The organism is Neobacillus sp. Soil_C_43, assembly GCF_057656715.1.
On the sequence record NZ_JBDGJV010000003.1, the window covers coordinates 79,486 to 98,388 of the forward strand.

The window sequence follows — 18,903 nt, forward strand, 5'->3', positions numbered from 1 at the left end:
GTGATTCTATGTATAACTTATCTTCCGAAATGATTGAAAAACTAAATATGGTAACCGGAAAATTATTAGGGGACGGATGCATTACTACACAAAAGGGACGCAATCCCCGTTTTCAGTTTATTCATACTACAAGTGATAAAGACTGGTGTTTTTATTGTTATAAAAAATTAATGCATACATTACCCCTCACTTCTCCTTACTATAAAAAGGTAAAAGATAGTCGAGTTTTAAAGGGCTACACGGAATATTATCAAGTACAATCTCGTACGGCACCTATTATTACATGGCTAGAGTCAATTTGGTATCAAAATCGTAAAAAAATCTTACCATTTCAATTTTTGGAAGTATACCTATATGAAGTAGCATTAGCTTGGTGGTACCAGGATGATGGGCATTTAACTATCAAAGAAACGATTCCCAAAAAGATTATCCTCTCTACTGATAATTTTCCTCCTTCTGAAAATCTTCAACTTATAGATCTCTTAGAGAAAAAATTTACTCTTCAATTTAATTTAGACTCTCAAAATCGCCTTATTTTATATGATCAATTACAAATCTATTACTTTATGTATTTAGTTGAACCCTATATTCATTCTTCGATGAAACGAAAAAAGACTCCACACCGAATTCCACAACCTACTAATAAAAGAACAACAATATATTTACCAAATAACATTGAACTAACAAAACTAACAAACGAAATTCATAAAAAACTAGTCAATATTAAGACACTGCACCAAATAATTGTAGATAGAAAGAACTACATTAATTTTTATAAAGATATAATTTTAATAGTTCAGAGGAAACAAAACACCAAGGGTTTTCAAATAATCATTGGTGAAATATATAGTTTCCTCATTGAATTAATTCAGAATCAAACAGGACTAACAAAAAGTCAAATTATAACCATTTGTTTCATGCTAGATGAAAATTCTTAACAACCCAAAAAAATTTAAAAAAGACCCCAGATAAATCTGGAGTCTGATTTTAATACTATTAACGAAGAAGTTGAAGAACTCCTTGAGGCGCTTGGTTTGCTTGAGCCAGCATAGCTTGAGCTGCCTGAGAAAGAATAGAGTTCTTAGTTTGATTCATCATTTCTTTCGCCATCGTGCGAACATTTACTTTCATAAATGACCAGACTATATCTTCACCCTCAAGTATTCTAGTAGGGGTCGGGCACTTCGGATTCACAATGCTGATGACCATTGTTTCACCTATGGATTTCATCATCATAGCTTTCGCCTTAGATGGTTTATCCTAGTCGTTGAACCTTCTCCACTCTTTCGAGACAGGAGCTTGGCTGCTGATTGCCCAATCTTTTCTTTTATCAAACCATCACGCTTGTCGTTTCCAATTTCGTTGTGGTAAGAAAAGCTCTAAGGGTTTTCCAGCAATTCACCCGATAATGATCTCTAGCCGTTACCAGCTAGGACGACTGTGCTTGTCACCGCTTAGGCAGCTAAAGCATAATCAACGTCACGGATACGAGATTCCGCAGCAGTTAAGTTTTCAGAAGATGTGTTTAGGTTATTGATAGTGTGTTCTAAGCGGTTTTGGTTAGCACCTAAATTTGAACGCTGTTGAGAAACTTGCTTGATTGCATCATCTAAAATTGCAGTAAGTGCATCTGCTTTAGCGACAGTATTTACAGCTGTGTTATCTGTTACTTTGTCACCAATATCGTTTAGACCACCTGAACCTAATGTTGTTGTGTCCATTTTCTTGAAATCAACAGTAATTTTTTCAGATGCTGATCCGTTACTACCTACTAAGAAAGTGGCATTTCCATTTCCTGCAGCAGTTATAACTGTTTTATTATTTAAGCCTGCTTCGATATTTGTTGAAGTTTCAGTACCGGCAAGTTCAATGCTAATGCCAAGGCTTGAGAAGTTTAATGTTTGGCTATTTGCAGCCACACTTACTGTTTCTGAGACGGTTTTTCCGTTTACAGTAGCATTAAGAGTAAGTTTTCCATCGGCTGCAGTTCCATCAGCAAATGTATAAGTTGTTCCAGCTACAGCACCACTTACATCTACTTTGGATACTACTGCTGCACCAACAGCTGTACCAAGCTTCGCTGTAGATGTTGCATCTTGAGAAGTTGACATATCACCATTCAATAATCCTTTACCGTTAAACTTAGTAGTTTCAGAAATTCTATCAATTTCTTTTTTAAGTTCAAAGATTTCGTCACCAATTGATTGACGATCGTCAAGAGTATTAGTATCATTAGATGCTTGAACAGACAATTCACGCATACGTTGTAAAATGTCGTGAGTTTCGTTTAATGCACCTTCAGCTGTTTGAATCATAGAGATTCCATCTTGTGAGTTTTTTGCTGCTTGATCAAGACCACGAATTTGTGAACGCATTTTTTCAGAGATTGCAAGTCCAGCTGCATCGTCCCCTGCACGATTGATACGAAGACCTGAAGCAAGTTTCTCCATTGACTTACCTTGTGCTGTTGAAGCGGCATTCAACTGACGGTGTGTGTTGAGTGCTGCAATGTTGTGATTAATACGCATAATATTTTTCCTCCTTAGAATTAAATCAAAATAAATTATTTGGGGACATCCCCTAAAAATTATCTATAATAAACCCTTAGGGTTATTATCAAAATTAAAATAATCAAATCTCAAATAATTTGTTCTTTTTGTTTTCCTTTATACAATTCTTCTCGGAAAATACTAATTTCTTTAGGTGCATCAACTGCAAACCTTAGTAAACCAGATTCAGTTTGTAAAATTGTAATTTTTATTTTTTTACCAATTTGTGTTGAGGACTCTATAATTCTAGTCCCTTTTTTTAAGTATTTACCACTTTTACTATCCTTCAATTTAGAAATTGACATGCTCTTTGGTGCGTCAATAACTAAGCGAAGTTTTGAACCAACTTGTAAGACAGTAACCTTGATAACATCATCAATAATCACTGATTGCCCAATTTCTCTGCCTACAATGAGCACGTTACCATCCTCCATTGATTCTTTTACTATTACAATTCTTATTATCGGATAACTTTTTGAACTGTTTAGTATTTTTTTGAAAGTTTTTCAGTTTTGATCTACAAATAATTCTTGGTTATTCTTATTTATCGGTTGTATGAGCAAAATGTGTAATTATTTTATACTTTGTTTTTACTATTTAAAGAATTTTCTTCTTGTTTATATATATCGGTATGACAGAAATATTGTTTAGCTATTTTTATAAAAATTTTGTTTGATAGTTTTTAATTTAATTAATTCATAAAAAACACCGTTTATCCAAAAGTGCTTATACCTTTGAGATAAACGGTTCTTATTTTTATTACATTCCTAATTGTTGTGACAACCAGGATCCTTGTGAATTAAGCTGTTGCAATGCTTTTTCCATCGCTCCAAATTGCTTCCAAAGTCTTTGTTCGTATGCACTTATTTTATCTTGTTCCCTGCTAATGTTATCATCCAATGATCTAATTTGTTTTGCCATGAAACTCTGGGTATCTACTGAGGAATTGGGAGAACCAGCTAGTGCACCAAGTTGTTTAATTGTCACATTTAACCTATCATATATTCTCCAGCCAAATCCACTGTTATCATGTATGGTACTACTTGTCGCTGTTGTAGAGGTTGTAGTTGCACTTGGATCCTTCATTGTAAAAAATTTACTCACATCCTCTAAATTTGTATTTAAGACTCCTTTTAGCTTTTCTTCATTCAAAACTAATTTACCATTATCTCTATAATTTGTAGAAAAATTAATCCCAATTTCTTTTAATGAGGTAGAACCTAATGCTACTGCAATATTTTGAATTGGGGTTACTAAACTATCACGCATTTCTGTCAAAAAAGATCTTATGGTTGAATCACTTGCAAGCAACCCACTCTTTGACTTTTCCTCCCATAACTTAATATCATTGTCTTTCATATCTTTTTTCTGATCATCAAGTAATGGAGGATAATCTCGATATCGTTTTTCTGTCAATCTACCGTTTAAGTCATCTATTAACTCATTATACTTATCCACAAAAGTTTTTACACTGTTAAAAACCGAATCAGTGTCACTTTTATTTGTTACACTTAGAGTCCCGCTGGTCATGCTTGCTTTAATATCAAATGTCATTCCATCATACGTAATTTTATTTGTATCAGAACGAAATTCAATTCCGTTAATCCACATTTTAGCTTGTTCAGCATTAGAGCCTTTTGTTACTGACATATTTGACCCATTTACGTAGCTTGCTTCAACCGCAGGGTCACTAGGAGCTGGATCAATAGTAGAACCTGCTTGAATTTTTAGGGCAGTAAGAAAATCAGCCTGTCCACCTAGAGTTATATCACTTATTCCAGCAGCATCATTAGTAAAAGTAAGAGACTTTTCCGTTGCTGAATAATTTGCAGTTAAAGGTGTGTTAGTTGATATCTCAGTTAAGACCGTAGAAAGTGTTGCATCAATACTAAAATCATAAGATGTTCCATTTACTGTTAATGATGTTTTTCGACTCCCATCCGTTGTAGCATCCGCAACACCTAATTGAGCCAATGTCTTAGTTGTATCTAAAGTGGTTGATTGAAAAAACTTCACTGATGCTGCAGTTGCTGGTTTCGCTTGCTGCACATTTGTTATTTCGTAAGATGTTTGAGTTGGTACGCCACTTACTATAGCAGAAACAATACCTTCATTCGAAGAACTTGAAGTCTGCTTATTAAAAGTCGATTGCAAACGCAAAGCTTCCATCGATTTTCGAAATTCGTCTACTTTTTTGTTTACGTCACGGTAGGCATCCTGTTTCCAAGAGGACGTGATTTTGTTTTGCTGCATTTTGAATAACCGGCTGCTTTGAGCTTTAACAAGGTTCGCCACAATTTCATCCGTATTCATACCAGAAGCCAGCCCGCTGACTCTCAATGTATTACTACTATCAATCATTCCGTTTCACTCCTTTTCTATCATCTATATTATTTAGATAAAAAATAGTTTGTATTTTATTATCGGAGAAAAAACCATATAGTTAAGTATTTTCCCTAAGTTTTATTACACAATACAAAAAAAGAGACGCAAAAAAACGTCTCACTACTAAAAATCTACCTTAAAATTCCGTTAGCAATCCCTATCATCTGATCTGCATAAGACACTGCTCTAGCATTCATTTGGAACCCTCTCTGAGTGGTCATAAGGTCCGTCATCTCTTTCGTTAAATCCACATTAGATCCTTCTAGAAAGCCAGATGTAACCTGCACCTCTCCTGGCTGCATCTTTTTCACATAGTCTAAAGCGTTAGATCCATTAGGTAACACGGTAGTATCAATAGAAAATTCATTCCCACCCATGTTCTTTAAAACATGAGGATTTTGAATATCAACAATTCCCACTTGCTGGGCCGAAATAGACGGAGCACCGCTACCATCTTTGCTTCTCAAATTCATTTGACCGTTTGCATCAATACTGACATCATATTGCCCATCTAATTCAATTGGTTTCCCATTTTGGTCGAGTAAATAACCACCGTTCGCATTAACTAAATTATAGCTTCCTTGTTTGTTAGGGTTTGGGCTTAAATGAAAATTCCCATCGCGTGTATATCTTACCTCGTCCGCTCCGCCAGCAGTTGCAGAAGGATAACCTACTTGGAAAAATCCTTTTCCTTGGATCATTAAATCAAAAGGATTTCCAGTTGAAATGGCTTGGCCTTGTTCCATGACAAGTTGCGTAAGTCCTGTACGGGTTCCATAGCCAACACGCACGCCATTCGGAGTCAAGCGCCCGATTTCTTGATCAACGCGTCCTTGATTGTTTAATTGAGAGGCTAATATTTCAGAGAAACTTTGGTCTTTTCGTTTAAATCCTGGGGTGTTCACATTGGCCACATTGTTTGCGGATGTATCAATTTTTTGTTGGTAGGCCTGCAGTGCACCAGATGAAATATATAGTGACGTATTCAAATGACTTTTCTCCTAACTGTATGGTTATCCGTTAATTTTTCCTACAGAGTAAAGTTGTTCTAGCGATTGATTATACACTCCAACCACCTTTTGATTGGCCTCATAGGCACGGACTGTCATCATCATGTCAGCCATTGTTTGACCAGGATCTACATTCGACTGTTCAATAACCCCTTGGTGTAGGACCACACCCGGATTTGTTCCCCCCGCATCTTGAATAAACGGCAATGGATTTTCAGACTTATATACATTGCCTCCCTGACGTGTAAGCTCATACGGATTTTGCACGACCGCAATACCAATTTGTCCAACATTACTAGACTTAGCTGGATCGTTAGGATTAGCAATCAGTTGACCATCAGCATTTATGTACAAATCCTCTTTACTAATACCACCAGTAATTTGAATCGGTTTATGGTCTGCTCCTAAGACTCGATATCCATCCGATGTGACTAGATTCCCATTGGCATCTAAGTCCCATTTTCCGTTCCGTGTGTAACCAACCGATCCATCTGGAAGCTCTACGGCAAAGAATGCAGTTGGTTTTACTGTCCGACCATTAACAACCTGCAGAGGGATATTTTGATCTTCGATGGCAATATCCAAGGGTTGGTCTGTTTGAACAAGTGTCCCTTGAAGGAAGCTTGGGATGCGTTCCTGCGCATACACACCATTCGTTAATTCACCGATAGGTACTCCTTGTCCTGGCAATCCTGTGGAACCCGGTATATTTTCATTAAAGTCTCTAATTCGTTCCACTAATAATTTGGGAAATGCACGTAGGACGGTATCATCTTTTTTAAACCCAGGTGTTTGTGCATTTGCGAGATTATTTGATAAAGTTTCTTGTCTTCGCTCCAAAGAAAACATTCCTGAAGCTGCAGAATACAACCCTCTTAGCATAAAAAAACCTCTCTTCTTAAGTACGTGCCTGTTCCGCCAGTTGGAGAATAAAAGCGACTTCACCATTGCCTTTACCCAGTTGCTTTGCAATCTCTTCCACTGAGAGACCTTTAGCTTTCAAATCAAAAACTTCCTTATATCGATCATTCAAAAATAAATGCTGATCATTGTTTGCTTTTGAATTAGAGTCAGATTCAATTTTCACCGCATTCAATGCTTGAACCAATTCTACCTTCCATTGTTCATTCTCTCTTTGAGTCATCATATGGTGGTGCTCAATAGTTATTTTTATATCAGTTAATTGACGCATCAATTTTTCTTGATTGGATACCATCTTTAAGGATAGTTCCTGCTGATAGTCCCATTTTTTTCGGAAAGAACTCTTGATGACTAAATACAGCACAGCGATAAAATTGACTATTAAAGTTGCTACATTTAGATATTCTTGCACGTGTTCTTCCCCTTTCTATTGATCAAGTATATAAATTAATTAATAATCCCTTAATCTCACCAATGCGATCCAGAATAGATAACCCTTCATCCTGCTCTTTTAAAACATGGTCAGTTAATTCCATTAATTTACGGTCGAGAACTTGGACAGTTTTTAATGTTTTATTTCCTCCATATGGGTCCCAGCTATCTGTTTGATAGAGACCAACACCATTCTTTGTTACTTCACCCATAAACCGCTTGACCACTTCTTTATATTTCCTGAGTTCAGCAAAGGTCGGTTTCTCACTTAATCTCTGACCCTGTTGGTCGATTTCTTGCAATATTTGCTGAAGATGTTCTTTAGTCAGTTCTTTCGAAAAGGTATTCATGATTTTTTGAAAGGATGCTGTGTTTGTCGATGAACGGTCGCTAGGAGAGAGGCGGGAATCACCTATATTTATTCTTACCGGATCCTGTATTTTCAAGTGAATTCACCCCATCTTACTTCTTCAAAATCATCTTTTGCAAAAGTATCAAAATAAATCAAAATTATGTTGTAATTATACCTTAAGTGAACATAAATTTCATTAAAAGTTGAGAAAAGTATGTTGAAAGGATGATAGTTTTTTATAAAAAATACTCTGTTAAACTTGTCTGTTGATTTCCGCTCCAGGCGCTTCGCTTTCCGTGGGCGTTTCGGCGAGCCTCCTCGGCGCTTGCGCCTGCGGGGTCTCCCCTGAACCGTACTCCCACAGGAGTCTTCGCGCCTTCCGCTCCAATCAACAGGTTATAAAAATCAACAATGTTCTTTAACACAGCCAAAAATAAACACCTTCGCTTATATTGCGAAGGCGTTTCGTCATCTATTAATTATTTTAATCTTTGAATTTGTTTATTTACATCCGTAATGGCAAGTACGACTTCTTCAACACCTTTTGATTGCGTATCGATGCTGGAATTTAATTCTTCTGTTTGTTTTTGAACATTTCCTACCTCTAACGCAATTTCCTGGCCATATCTTGCTTGCTCATTGGTTGCCATCATCATTTGCTGAACCATTTCTTTGATGCTATTAATATTGCGAACGATTTCTGCCGCCGTCAGTGCCTGTTCTTTCGTTGCATTAGTTACAGAGCCTGATTGGTGTGTTACATTTTCTACAGCAGCAACAATAGCATGACTTCCTTTGGCTTGTTCAGCCGTCGCAATAGAAATTTGTTGTACCTGTTCCTTCGTACTGGTAATTCCTTTTACAATTGCTTCAGCAGTGATCGATTGTTCTTTTGTAGATTGAGTCATTTCTTCAGCCTGGCTTGTTACGCTCTCCACCGCTTTGGTAATGAACTCACTATTTTTTGATTGTTCTTCCGTTGCTTTTGCAATTTGATTCATTTCAACCGTTACTTGAGAGATCCCCTCAGAAATCTTCTTAATCGCTTGGTTCGTTTTATCCGCCAATTGGTTTCCTACTTTTACTTTTTGAGCACCATCTTTAATAGAAGATACTGCAACTGTCGTTTCATTCTGAATCCCCTTGATAAGACCAGCAATTTCTTTCGTTGCTTTTGCAGATCTTTCGGCAAGCTTACGAACCTCATCAGCAACAACTGCAAATCCTTTTCCGTGTTCCCCTGCACGTGCTGCTTCAATTGCTGCATTTAGAGCTAATAGATTTGTTTGATCAGCGATATCATCAATTACTGCAATAATGCTGCCAATTTCCTCAGAGCTTTTTCCTAAGTTCTCCATTACTCTACTAGTCTGGTCAATTACTTTAGAAATCTCCTTCATTCCGTTCAATGTTTCATTTAATGAAATGGTTCCTTCATAGGCATCATCTTTAACAGCATTGCTGAGCTGATTAACTGTCTGGGCACTAGCAGCCACCTGTTGAATGGAAACAACCATTTCCTCCACTGTGTCTGCTGTTTGTTTAGCCGTATCAGTTAGGCTTACAGCATGTTCACTTACACCTTTAATAGAGTGGCTCATTTCTTCAATCGAAACAGAAATTTGTTCCACATTCGCACCAGCATTACCTACACTACTTGCTACTTGTTCAATGGAAGCCATCATCTCTTGGATTGCCGAAGAAGTTTCATCCGCAGAGGATGCAAAATGGTCTGCACTTGCTGCAACTAAGTTAATGGAAGCACTCATTTGTTCAATAGCAGCAGAAATTTCATCTACGCCTGAAGCCGTTATATTCGTGTTCCCAGCAACTTGCTGTATGGATGCAACTAATTCGCTTATGGCATCATTTGCTTTATTCATAGAAGCATCTAGTTGTTGCGCACTAATGGCTGTTTTATCTATCGAATTTTTAATTTCTGTAGCAGAATTAGTGGTGATTTCTGCATTTTTCAATACTCTGCTTACTGTACGACGAATGAGTCCATTAATTAAAAATGCGACCAAAATACTTAATACCATTGCTAATACAGAAACACCTATAATCTGAATAAGAGAATTAGTTGAGCGTTGCTTAGCATCATCGATAATCTTATTGGTATTTGTTTGTGAACTTTTGGCCATTCTCTCAAGCGAACTGATGGTATTGTCCCCATTATGTTGTAAAACCCCTAATCTTGCATGGGTAGTGTAGTAATTCTCACCTTCAGTCGCTTCAAAGATTGTTGGAATGGTATTTTCATATGAACCGAAGTTAATATTAAACTGCTGTACTAGCTTTTTATCTTTTGAATTCACTACAAGTTTTTCCAAATCCTTTACATCACTTTTAACTTTTTTAATATCCGCGTTTACTATATCTTCTATCTTTGCTTTTTCATCTGCACTTTTCTCATATGAATATTTGGTTAAATTTAATCGAATGTCTGTAATGCTGTCTTTAAGTTTTGAGATGATTTGGGCCTCTTTCAACTGAGTATTCCCTAAATAAGTTACGTCGTCACTTAACACATTTATTTTATAATAAGACACGATCGAAACTGATCCTAAGAATACTAGAAGAATGATAAAACTGCCCCATAGTTTGACACCCATAGAAACATTATTTGCTAGCTTTAGATACTTGTAGGATTTACTTGAACCATTTTTCTGCATTTTTTTCAGCATTGTATACCTCTCCTTTAGGCTTCTGCTCCTTCATTGCTATTGATAAAACTTTGGATCATATCTCTCAAATCATCAAGATTTGTTGTATTTTCCAATAGCTTTTCAATATCTAGAAGAATAACTATACGATTATCAAACCTTGAAATACCCAACAGATAAGAAACATTATTTGTTTCCAAAATATTGGTTTGCTCAACCGATTCTGCTGGAAGATCGAGCACATCAGTCGCCGCATCTACTATAATGCCAATTTCTTTTTCGAACACTCTTACAATTATGATTCTTGTCACATCTGTTTGTTTCAGTGCTTCCCCTGTAAGTGCCGCGCGCATGTCAACAATAGGAATCACAACATCACGAATGGAGGCAACTCCTAGTACATGTGATGCCCGATTTGGATAGGGAGTAATAGAAAGCGTCTGCATTCTTTCAATGGAGACAACTTGATTGATATGTACACCATATTCTTCCTGGCCTAATTTAAAAATAAGTACTTTAGCATCCTGAAACTTGACTTGATCTTTCATACGTGATCCCCTCTTCTTGAATTACTTAGTCCTCTACGTCCGATTCATTTGCCTCAGTTTTTATTATTTCTTCTAAATTTACAAGGATAATTAATCGTCCCTCGTATTTTGCAATTCCTTCAAAATAGTCTGTATTAAAACCGCTGGATGCTGCAGCTTCTATTGCATCTGAAGGAATATTAATTACATTACTGGTTTTATCTACAATGAAACCTAATTCAATCTCTTCAAGTTTCACAATAATAACTCGCGCGCTTTCAGAGTATTCCACTTGTCCTAGGTTTAACTTACTTTGGAGATCAATCAGGGGGATTATATTTCCCCTGAGGTTAATGACACCCTTTACATAAGACGGGACATTGGGAACTCTTGTAATCGGAGACAGCCGTTCAATGGATTGAACATAATCAATGTTCAATCCATACTCTTCATCTCGTAATGAAAAAGCGATTACTTTGATATTCTCCATAACTTAGGTTCACCCTTTCTATTAAAAAAACTGATTCGAGTCAATAATTAGTGCTACTTGTCCATTTCCAAGGATTGTCGCACCAGATATAACAGGAAGATTTGTTAAATATCCACCTAATGATTTTAAGACAATTTCTTGTTGTCCAACTACTGAATCAATAACGATTCCTCTGCTTTGGTTACCCTTTCGAACAATTACAATAAATTGTTGCTGCTTATCAACCGATGCATTGGTTAGTGGAACTTGCAGGACTTCATTTAAGAATACTAATGGAACAACCTGTCCTCTAAATTGGATTACTTTTTGACCTTGAAGAGTAGTAACTGGATTCTCATCAGCTGTTGTGATTTCCACAATTGAGTTAAACGGGATAGCAAATGTCTCTTCTTCCACCTTCACTAACATCGCGTAAATGATTGATAAAGTCAGAGGTAATTGGATATGAAAAACAGAGCCATTACCAGGGGTAGAATCAATCGTAATTAAACCACCTAATGATTCAATTTTCGTTTTTACTACATCAAGACCTACACCACGGCCAGAAATGTCTGAAATCTTATCTGCTGTACTAAAACCTGACGAGAATAGTAATGAATAAACCTGTTGATCTGTCAGAGTTTTAGCTTCCGCCTCTGAAACTACGGCGCGTTCAATTGCTTTGTTTAATACCTTTTCACGATTGATACCTTTTCCATCATCAGAAACTTCAATAAATACGTGATTTCCACTTTGATATGCTTTTAATGAAATGGTTCCTTCTTCGACTTTGTTAGTTGCAGCTCTCTCTTCTGCTGTCTCAAGTCCATGGTCTAAAGCATTCCTTAGTAGATGTACCAATGGATCTCCTATTTCATCAATCACCGTTCTATCTAACTCTGTTTCTGAACCTTCAATAACTAATTGAACTTTTTTATTCAATTCTTTGGCAAGGTCTCGGATCATCCTAGGGAAACGATTAAATACTTGCTCTACCTGAACCATACGCATATTCAATATGAGTCCTTGCAAATCCGTTGAAATTCGCGTCATGTGTTCAACCGTTTCAGTCAATTCAGAAAGCTGAGATTTCCGTGCAATCTGATCCAGTCTTCCTCGGTCAATAATTAATTCACTGAATAAATTCATCAGCTGGTCTAGTTTATCTATATCGACACGAATGGATTTGGAGCGTTGTTTTTTCTTAGCCACATTCGAATCATCTTTATTTTGCTGACGGTTCACTGACTCAACCTTTTCCGATTCTACTGTTGCAGATGAGTTTGCCATTTCTGGATTTTCTATTCCGGTTCTCTCGTCCACAATGACTTCTCTTACCTCTGAAACATTGATTAATGCGGCATGTATTTCCTGTGAGCTACGCTCTGACAACATTAAAAGGGTAAAAGAATCTTCAAATTTTTCTTCCTCAATTTGTTCTACAGTTGGGATGGTTTGAATTAACTCCCCTAATTCTTCAGCAGCCTGAAAAACTAAATAAGCTCTAATTGATTTCATTACACAGTTAGCATCAAGTGATACTTTAATCTGATATATATTCATTCCAGATTTCGTAGCTTCACTTATGACTGTTGCTTGAAACTCATCCAGTACAAATTCTGCAGTGGCGGCTACCTCACGTGAAGCACTGACAAGTTCTGTGTGATTAGGATTTTGGATTTTTTTTAATTGAGACACAACTTCTGTGACGTTTTCTTTTCCATCTCCACCCGACTCAATACTGTCAACCATTCTTTCTATTAAATCTACACATTTAAAAATAACGTCCATTATTTCTGAAGTAATCGTTAATTTAGAATTACGAAGAAGATCCAGGACATTTTCCATTTCGTGCGTTAATGAGGCAAGGTCATCAAATCCCATTGAGCCAGCCATCCCTTTAAGTGTGTGGGCAGAACGAAATATTTCGTTTACAATAGCTGTATTCGTTGAATCTGATTCAAGCTTTAAAAGTTCGTCATTAATCGACTGTAAATGTTCTTTTGATTCTTCGATAAACATCTCTAAATAATTATTTAAATCCATTTCAACTTCCCCTCGCTAAGTAGCATACAAAAGTAGTTCTAGAGATACATTAATAACCCAAAAAAAGACAGATATATACCTCATATTAGCATATATTTTGATAAATATAACCAAATTTTTTGATAGTTTTTTAGTTTTTGATAGCAAAATCATAAATATATTTTATCGCATTCATCAAAATACTAAAGTATGAATAAAACGCCTCCGCAAATACCGCGAAAGCGCCCTTTGATTATTTATTTTAGTTTCTTAATCTGTGAGTTTACATCTGTAATTGCTAGTACTACCTCATCGACTTCTTTTGTTTGCGTTTCGATGCTTGAATTCAACTCTTCGGTTTGTTTTTGAACATTTGCTACCTCTAATGCAATCTCCTGTCCATATCTTGCTTGGTCATTTGTTGCAATTAGCATTTGTTGAACCATATCTTTAATACTGTTAATATTTCGTACAATTTCTTCAGCAGTTAATGCTTGTTCTTTTGTTGCACTTGTCACTGAACTAGATTGGTTAGTCACATTTTCAATGGCTGTTACGATTGCATGGCTTCCTTTTGCTTGTTCAGCTGTTGCAATTGAAATTTGTTGGATTTGTTCTTTTGTATCGACAATCCCTTTAACAATTGCTTCAGAAGTAACCGTTTGTTCTTGTGCTGATTGAGTCATTTGAACAGCCTGAGTCGTAACACTTTCTACCGCTTTAGTAATAAATTCACTATTCTTCGTTTGTTCTTCCGTCGCTTTAGCGATTTGATTCATTTCATCTGTTACCTGCGCAATACCTTCTGCGATTTTCTTAATTGCCTGATTCGTTTGTTCAGCTAGGTCATTTCCTACTTTTACCTTATCAGCGCCCTCTTTAATAGAGGCTACAGCTACAGTCGTTTCATTTTGAATGCCTTTTACTAGGCTTGCAATTTCTTTTGTTGCTTTTGCCGATCTCTCTGCAAGCTTACGTACTTCATCGGCTACTACCGCAAATCCTTTACCATGTTCACCGGCACGCGCAGCTTCAATTGCTGCATTAAGTGCTAATAAATTTGTTTGATCAGCAATATCATCAATTACAGCAACGATGCTTCCAATCTCCTCCGAACTTTTACCTAAGTTCTCCATTACATCACTAGCTTGTTCAATCACATAAGAAATCTCTTTCATTCCATTTAGGGTTTCATTTAGAGAGATTGTTCCTTTATATGCGTCATCTTTTACTTCGTTACTTAGCTGGTTAACTGTTTGTGCACTTGCAGCCACCTGCTTAATGGAAACAACCATTTCCTCAACGGTTTCAGAAGTTTTTTCAGCAGTATCGGTTAAACTAACTGCATATTCACTGACTCCTTTAATTGATTCACTCATTCCCTCAATCGCTTCTGAGAATTTTTCTACACTTTCATTCACATTACTTGTACTTGCAGCAACCTGTTCAATAGAAGCCATCATTTCCTGGATAGCAGAAGAAGTCTCCTCAGCTGAAGCTGACAAATAATCTGCACTACCTTTAACTAAATTAATTGAGGCACTCATTTGCTCAACAGCAGCAGAAATTTCATCGACACCCGAGGCAGTTACATTGGTATTTCCGGCCACTTGTTGAATAGAAGCTACCAGTTCCCCTACTGAATCGTTCGCTTTATTCATAGATTCTTCTAACTCTTGTGCACTTGTTGCTGTCTTATCGATTGATTTTTTTATTTCGTCAGCAGAATTCGTGGTAATCTCTGCATTTTTAACCACTCCAGACACCGACCGTCTAATGAGGTTATTAATAAGAAATGCAACCAATATACTAAAGAACATAGCAATAATCGAAACCACAATGATTTCAATAATAGCACTTGATGAATCCTTATCTGCCTTTTCAATGATTCCATCATTTGTCTTTTTGACACTCTTTGACAAATGATCAAGGGAAACCATTGTTTTACCGCCAAGAGCTGATAATAGCCCCATCTTCCCGTGTACTTCTTCATAATTATTACTCTTAGATTTTTCAAAAAAGTCAGGAGTATAGGCTACATATTTTTCAAAGTCTTTACTAAATTCGTTTAAAAACTTTTTGTTTTCTGGTGTAGGTTCTAGTTTTTGTAACTCTTTAATATTTTTTCTTACTTTTGTTGCTTCTACTTTAATATAATTTTCAAGGTTAGCTTTGGTTGAAGCGTCTTGTTCATAGGCATGCTGAGAGGCATACATTCTAATACTTGTTACTTCTTCTTTTAAATTTCCGATGATTTCTAGAACTGGTACTTGGGTACTGCCCATTTCACCGACATGATCACTTAATGTATTAATCTTATTATATGAAGCGATAGAAATAGATCCCAAAAATAACAGTACAATAATAAAACTACCCCATAGCTTAACACCCATTGATAAATTTCTTATTTTCTCCAACTTTACTTACATCTCCTTTACGCGCAACTACTACATCAATGAATATATACTACATAGTAGCATATATTTTGATTCGAAATCGAAATTTTTTGATAGTTTTCTATATAGGTATTTTATTAAAAAAGCGAGAGTGCTAGGAACCATGAAAGGTTCTTTTAACATCTCGCTCTTTCTACTTATAAGTATCTTGTTATGTAGCCGCCAGCCTTGTCATCGCGTTCTGTGCTGCGCTCTACTTCTTTTTGACTGTTAGGATCTACCTGTTTTATCTGTGTCGTACAGCTCTTGCATACCCTGCCCACCCGAATCATATTCCCACATGTTTCGCAAGGGTAGGTTAAGTTAGGAAAACTTCCCATTAGAATACGTCCAGTTAATATATATTCCCGAATTTGAGCTACGGAGACTTTCGTTTCTTCACTCACTTCTTGAATGTTACTTCCCGGATATTCACGGAGATAGGCAGCTGTTTTCAAATAATCCTCTTCCGCTTTTTGGTAACATTCATCGCATATATTTCTAATGCGAAGATAAAGTTTCCTGCATTTTGGACAATTACCTAGTTGTGGCGTGGCCAAGAGCCCCACTCCCTTTTAACAAATTGAATTTAATAGCTACTAACCATGCTGAGCATAGTAAATGATTAGCTGCCTAAAACTTTTTTAATTGATTCCATTACTCTGTCAGGTTGGAAAGGTTTCACTACAAAATCTTTTGCCCCAGCTTGAATAGCTTCTAATACCATTGGCTGCTGCCCCATTGCTGAGCACATAATGATTTTAGCTTGCGGATGAAAAGCTCTGATTTCCTTAACAGCACTAATTCCATCTTTTTCCGGCATTGTAATATCCATTGTCACAATATCAGGATTGAGTTCACGGTATTTATCAATAGCGTCAGCTCCATTTACTGCTTCACCAATAACCTCAAGCCCATTCTTAGTCAATATATCTTTTAACATCATACGCATAAATGCTGCATCATCAACGATTAATACCCTAGCCATAGTTTTCTCCTCCTACATTCTTTGTTGATATTAATTGGTCATATTAGTAATACGGTCAATTTGGCTGATAATATCTGTAATTCGTACCCCGAAGCTTTCTTCTATTACGACCACTTCACCCTTGGCAATCAACTTATGATTTGCAAGAATATCCACAGGTTCTCCTGCCAATTTATCTAATTGAATAACAGCGCCAGGACCTAACTCCAAAATTTTGCGAATTTGCATTTTTGTACGCCCTAACTCAACTGTTATTTCAAGTGGAATATCAAATAACATATCAATATTTCCAGGATGAGCATCACCAGATCTAGTTTCGGTAAAGGTACTGTATTCAACTTTTTGAACATTAGCATTGAATGAGGTTTGCTGAGTACTGCTTTGTGAAACAACCTGTTCTTGATAATGTGCAGAAGGAACTTCTTGCATCGAAACCGGTTGACTAGGTGCTGGAGTCGCTTCTTTTTCAATCTTCACACTTGGTTCCGCAGGCTTACTTGGCGACATAATTTTTTGGATCATATCCTTTCCAAAGGACAAAGGAATAAATTGAATCATATTGGAATCAATTAGACTTCCTACCTTCAACTGGAAAGATATTTCTAAAATAATATCGTCTTCAAGATCTTCTAATTTCTTAGGTGGAAATCCAAGTACATCAATTGTTGGTGGCGAGATATCCACTTTTTGGCTAAATATGGTGGACATTGATGTTGCTGCAGAACCCATCATTTGGTTCATTGCTTCCTGAACGGCACTTAGATGCAGTTCAGATAGTTCAGGTTCAAGTACAGTACCATCACCACCCATCATCAAATTGGCAATGATCTTAGCATCGTTCTCTTTGATCATTAACAAATTTTTTCCACGGATGCCCTCTGTATAATCCACGTGCACTGCTACATGTTTTTCTCTTATTAACTCTTCCATTTTCTCCTGCTCAATCACAGCCAGTGTAGGTGTGGTAATCTCTACCCGTTGGTTCAGCAGTGAAGATAACGCGGTGGTAGAGCTCCCTAGTGCAATGTTTCCAATCTCTCCTAAAGCGTCCTGCTCCAAGGAACTCAAAAAATCATCTATAGACAAACTAGGTGTCTCGTTCATTTGATTAAACAGTGCGTTGATCTCTTCTTGAGATAATAACCCCTCGTTCATTTTATATGTCATCTCCTTCAGAGTCGATTGTTTCTTCGATTTGGACTGCATAACGTCCCTTTTGAAGACCCGGATTGCCTATAAATCTAGTCACTTGATCCACCTTGACTTGAATTTTACCCGTTTCAATACCAATCACATCTCCAACCTGCAGGTTGTAGAGTTCGGATATCGGTAATGTAGCCCTTCCTAGCTCTGCAATAACGGGTACACCTACTGTATCCAGGTTTTGCTTAATTTTATCCTGCTGAGGTGCACTTGTTTTGGACATCGAAGAAAGCCATTGATGTGTTGATAATTTTGGCAAAACAGGTTCCACAATTAGATGTGGTATACATAAAGTCATTCTTCCTGTTATTTCTCCAATAGTAGTGTGGAGAGCTATGACAATCACTGTGTCATTTGGAGAAGAAATTTGTATAAATTGCGGATTTGATTCAATCGCTTCCGATCTCACTTTCATATTTTCAATGTTTTTCCACGCGTTTTGATATATGTCTGAAGCTCTTGAAAATATCTTTTGTAAAAGTACAGTTTCTATCTCAGTTAATGATCCATTACGTGATGATGTATCCCCTTGTCCGCCCAGCAAACGTTCTAATATTGCGTAGGCTACTATAGGATTCATTTCCATAACCATTTTTCCATCCATCGGTTGAACCTCAAACACGTTCAAAATTGTACGCGAGGGGATAGACGCGATATATTCTTGGTAGTTTACTTGGTCTACCAAATCTATTTGAATTTGAACATAGGTTCTAAGTTGGGCAGAAAGATAAGAAGTTAGCAATCTAGTAAAATTCTCATGAATTCTCGTAATACTTCTCAGCTGTTCCTTGGAATAACGCATGGCACGTTTGAAGTCATATAGTTTTACTTTTTCATCTTTAACCGTTACATCGGACGCTTGTATTTCACCGTTATTTAAGGCTGATAACAGGGCATCGATCTCTTGCTGTGATAATACATCTGCCAAAGGGCATCCCCCT

The 18,903-nt window shown here is 36.8% G+C and carries 17 protein-coding genes and 1 pseudogene; 1 reads left to right on the forward strand and 17 read right to left on the reverse strand.

Going from position 1 to position 18,903, the window contains the following annotated elements:
* Nucleotides 1–8 precede the first annotated feature (8 nt).
* Nucleotides 9–938, forward strand: a complete 930-nt coding sequence (locus AC3A54_RS06715; protein ID WP_487653872.1) for an endonuclease — start codon at nt 9–11, stop codon at nt 936–938.
* A 58-nt stretch (nt 939–996) separates the two neighbouring features.
* On the opposite strand, the pseudogene AC3A54_RS06720 reads toward AC3A54_RS06715, so the two are convergent.
* The 17 genes and pseudogenes from AC3A54_RS06720 to fliM form a co-directional block, all read right to left on the reverse strand.
* A pseudogene (locus tag AC3A54_RS06720) lies at nt 997–1,113 on the reverse strand (flagellin); the annotation flags it as partial.
* 341 nt (nt 1,114–1,454) lie between these two features.
* Nucleotides 1,455–2,528, reverse strand: coding sequence for a flagellin N-terminal helical domain-containing protein (locus AC3A54_RS06725; RefSeq protein WP_487653873.1), 1,074 nt, complete (start codon nt 2,526–2,528; stop codon nt 1,455–1,457).
* 110 nt (nt 2,529–2,638) lie between these two features.
* On the reverse strand, nt 2,639–2,968 hold the full coding sequence (locus tag AC3A54_RS06730) for a carbon storage regulator (RefSeq protein ID WP_487653874.1): 330 nt from the start codon (nt 2,966–2,968) through the stop codon (nt 2,639–2,641).
* 340 nt (nt 2,969–3,308) lie between these two features.
* Nucleotides 3,309–4,910: a flagellar filament capping protein FliD gene (gene fliD / locus AC3A54_RS06735; protein ID WP_487653875.1), complete on the reverse strand. Its 1,602-nt coding sequence runs from the start codon at nt 4,908–4,910 to the stop codon at nt 3,309–3,311.
* Nucleotides 4,911–5,065: 155 nt separating this feature from the next.
* Nucleotides 5,066–5,923 carry a flagellar hook-basal body protein gene (locus AC3A54_RS06740; protein WP_487653876.1) on the reverse strand — a complete coding sequence of 286 codons (858 nt, stop codon included), beginning with the start codon at nt 5,921–5,923 and terminating at the stop codon, nt 5,066–5,068.
* Nucleotides 5,924–5,947: 24 nt separating this feature from the next.
* Complete coding sequence (locus tag AC3A54_RS06745; protein ID WP_487653877.1) at nt 5,948–6,826, reverse strand: flagellar hook-basal body protein; 879 nt, start codon at nt 6,824–6,826, stop codon at nt 5,948–5,950.
* A gap of 16 nt (nt 6,827–6,842) precedes the next feature.
* Nucleotides 6,843–7,277, reverse strand: a complete 435-nt coding sequence (locus AC3A54_RS06750) for a hypothetical protein (protein ID WP_487653878.1) — start codon at nt 7,275–7,277, stop codon at nt 6,843–6,845.
* 22 nt (nt 7,278–7,299) lie between these two features.
* Complete coding sequence (locus AC3A54_RS06755) at nt 7,300–7,743, reverse strand: YaaR family protein (protein ID WP_308079711.1); 444 nt, start codon at nt 7,741–7,743, stop codon at nt 7,300–7,302.
* Nucleotides 7,744–8,128: 385 nt separating this feature from the next.
* A complete protein-coding gene (locus tag AC3A54_RS06760) occupies nt 8,129–10,336 on the reverse strand; it encodes a HAMP domain-containing methyl-accepting chemotaxis protein (protein ID WP_487653879.1) in 2,208 nt (735 codons plus the stop codon).
* 14 nt (nt 10,337–10,350) lie between these two features.
* Nucleotides 10,351–10,863, reverse strand: a complete 513-nt coding sequence (locus tag AC3A54_RS06765; RefSeq protein WP_487653880.1) for a chemotaxis protein CheW — start codon at nt 10,861–10,863, stop codon at nt 10,351–10,353.
* A 25-nt stretch (nt 10,864–10,888) separates the two neighbouring features.
* Entirely contained in the window at nt 10,889–11,332 is a 444-nt protein-coding gene (locus AC3A54_RS06770; RefSeq protein ID WP_487653881.1) for a chemotaxis protein CheW, read from the reverse strand.
* Nucleotides 11,333–11,353: 21 nt separating this feature from the next.
* Nucleotides 11,354–13,357: a chemotaxis protein CheW gene (locus AC3A54_RS06775; protein ID WP_487653882.1), complete on the reverse strand. Its 2,004-nt coding sequence runs from the start codon at nt 13,355–13,357 to the stop codon at nt 11,354–11,356.
* A 236-nt stretch (nt 13,358–13,593) separates the two neighbouring features.
* The gene (locus AC3A54_RS06780) at nt 13,594–15,753 is read right to left on the reverse strand and encodes a methyl-accepting chemotaxis protein (protein ID WP_487653883.1); all 2,160 of its coding nucleotides are present in this window, start codon (nt 15,751–15,753) and stop codon (nt 13,594–13,596) included.
* Between the two features lie 176 nt (nt 15,754–15,929).
* Nucleotides 15,930–16,331, reverse strand: a complete 402-nt coding sequence (locus tag AC3A54_RS06785; protein WP_487653884.1) for a flagellar protein — start codon at nt 16,329–16,331, stop codon at nt 15,930–15,932.
* A 65-nt stretch (nt 16,332–16,396) separates the two neighbouring features.
* Nucleotides 16,397–16,759 carry a response regulator gene (locus AC3A54_RS06790; RefSeq protein WP_487653885.1) on the reverse strand — a complete coding sequence of 121 codons (363 nt, stop codon included), beginning with the start codon at nt 16,757–16,759 and terminating at the stop codon, nt 16,397–16,399.
* A gap of 30 nt (nt 16,760–16,789) precedes the next feature.
* Nucleotides 16,790–17,914 carry a flagellar motor switch phosphatase FliY gene (fliY, locus tag AC3A54_RS06795; RefSeq protein ID WP_487653886.1) on the reverse strand — a complete coding sequence of 375 codons (1,125 nt, stop codon included), beginning with the start codon at nt 17,912–17,914 and terminating at the stop codon, nt 16,790–16,792.
* Between the two features lies 1 nt (nt 17,915).
* Nucleotides 17,916–18,890: a flagellar motor switch protein FliM gene (gene fliM, locus AC3A54_RS06800; RefSeq protein WP_430119487.1), complete on the reverse strand. Its 975-nt coding sequence runs from the start codon at nt 18,888–18,890 to the stop codon at nt 17,916–17,918.
* Nucleotides 18,891–18,903: the final 13 nt, after the last annotated feature.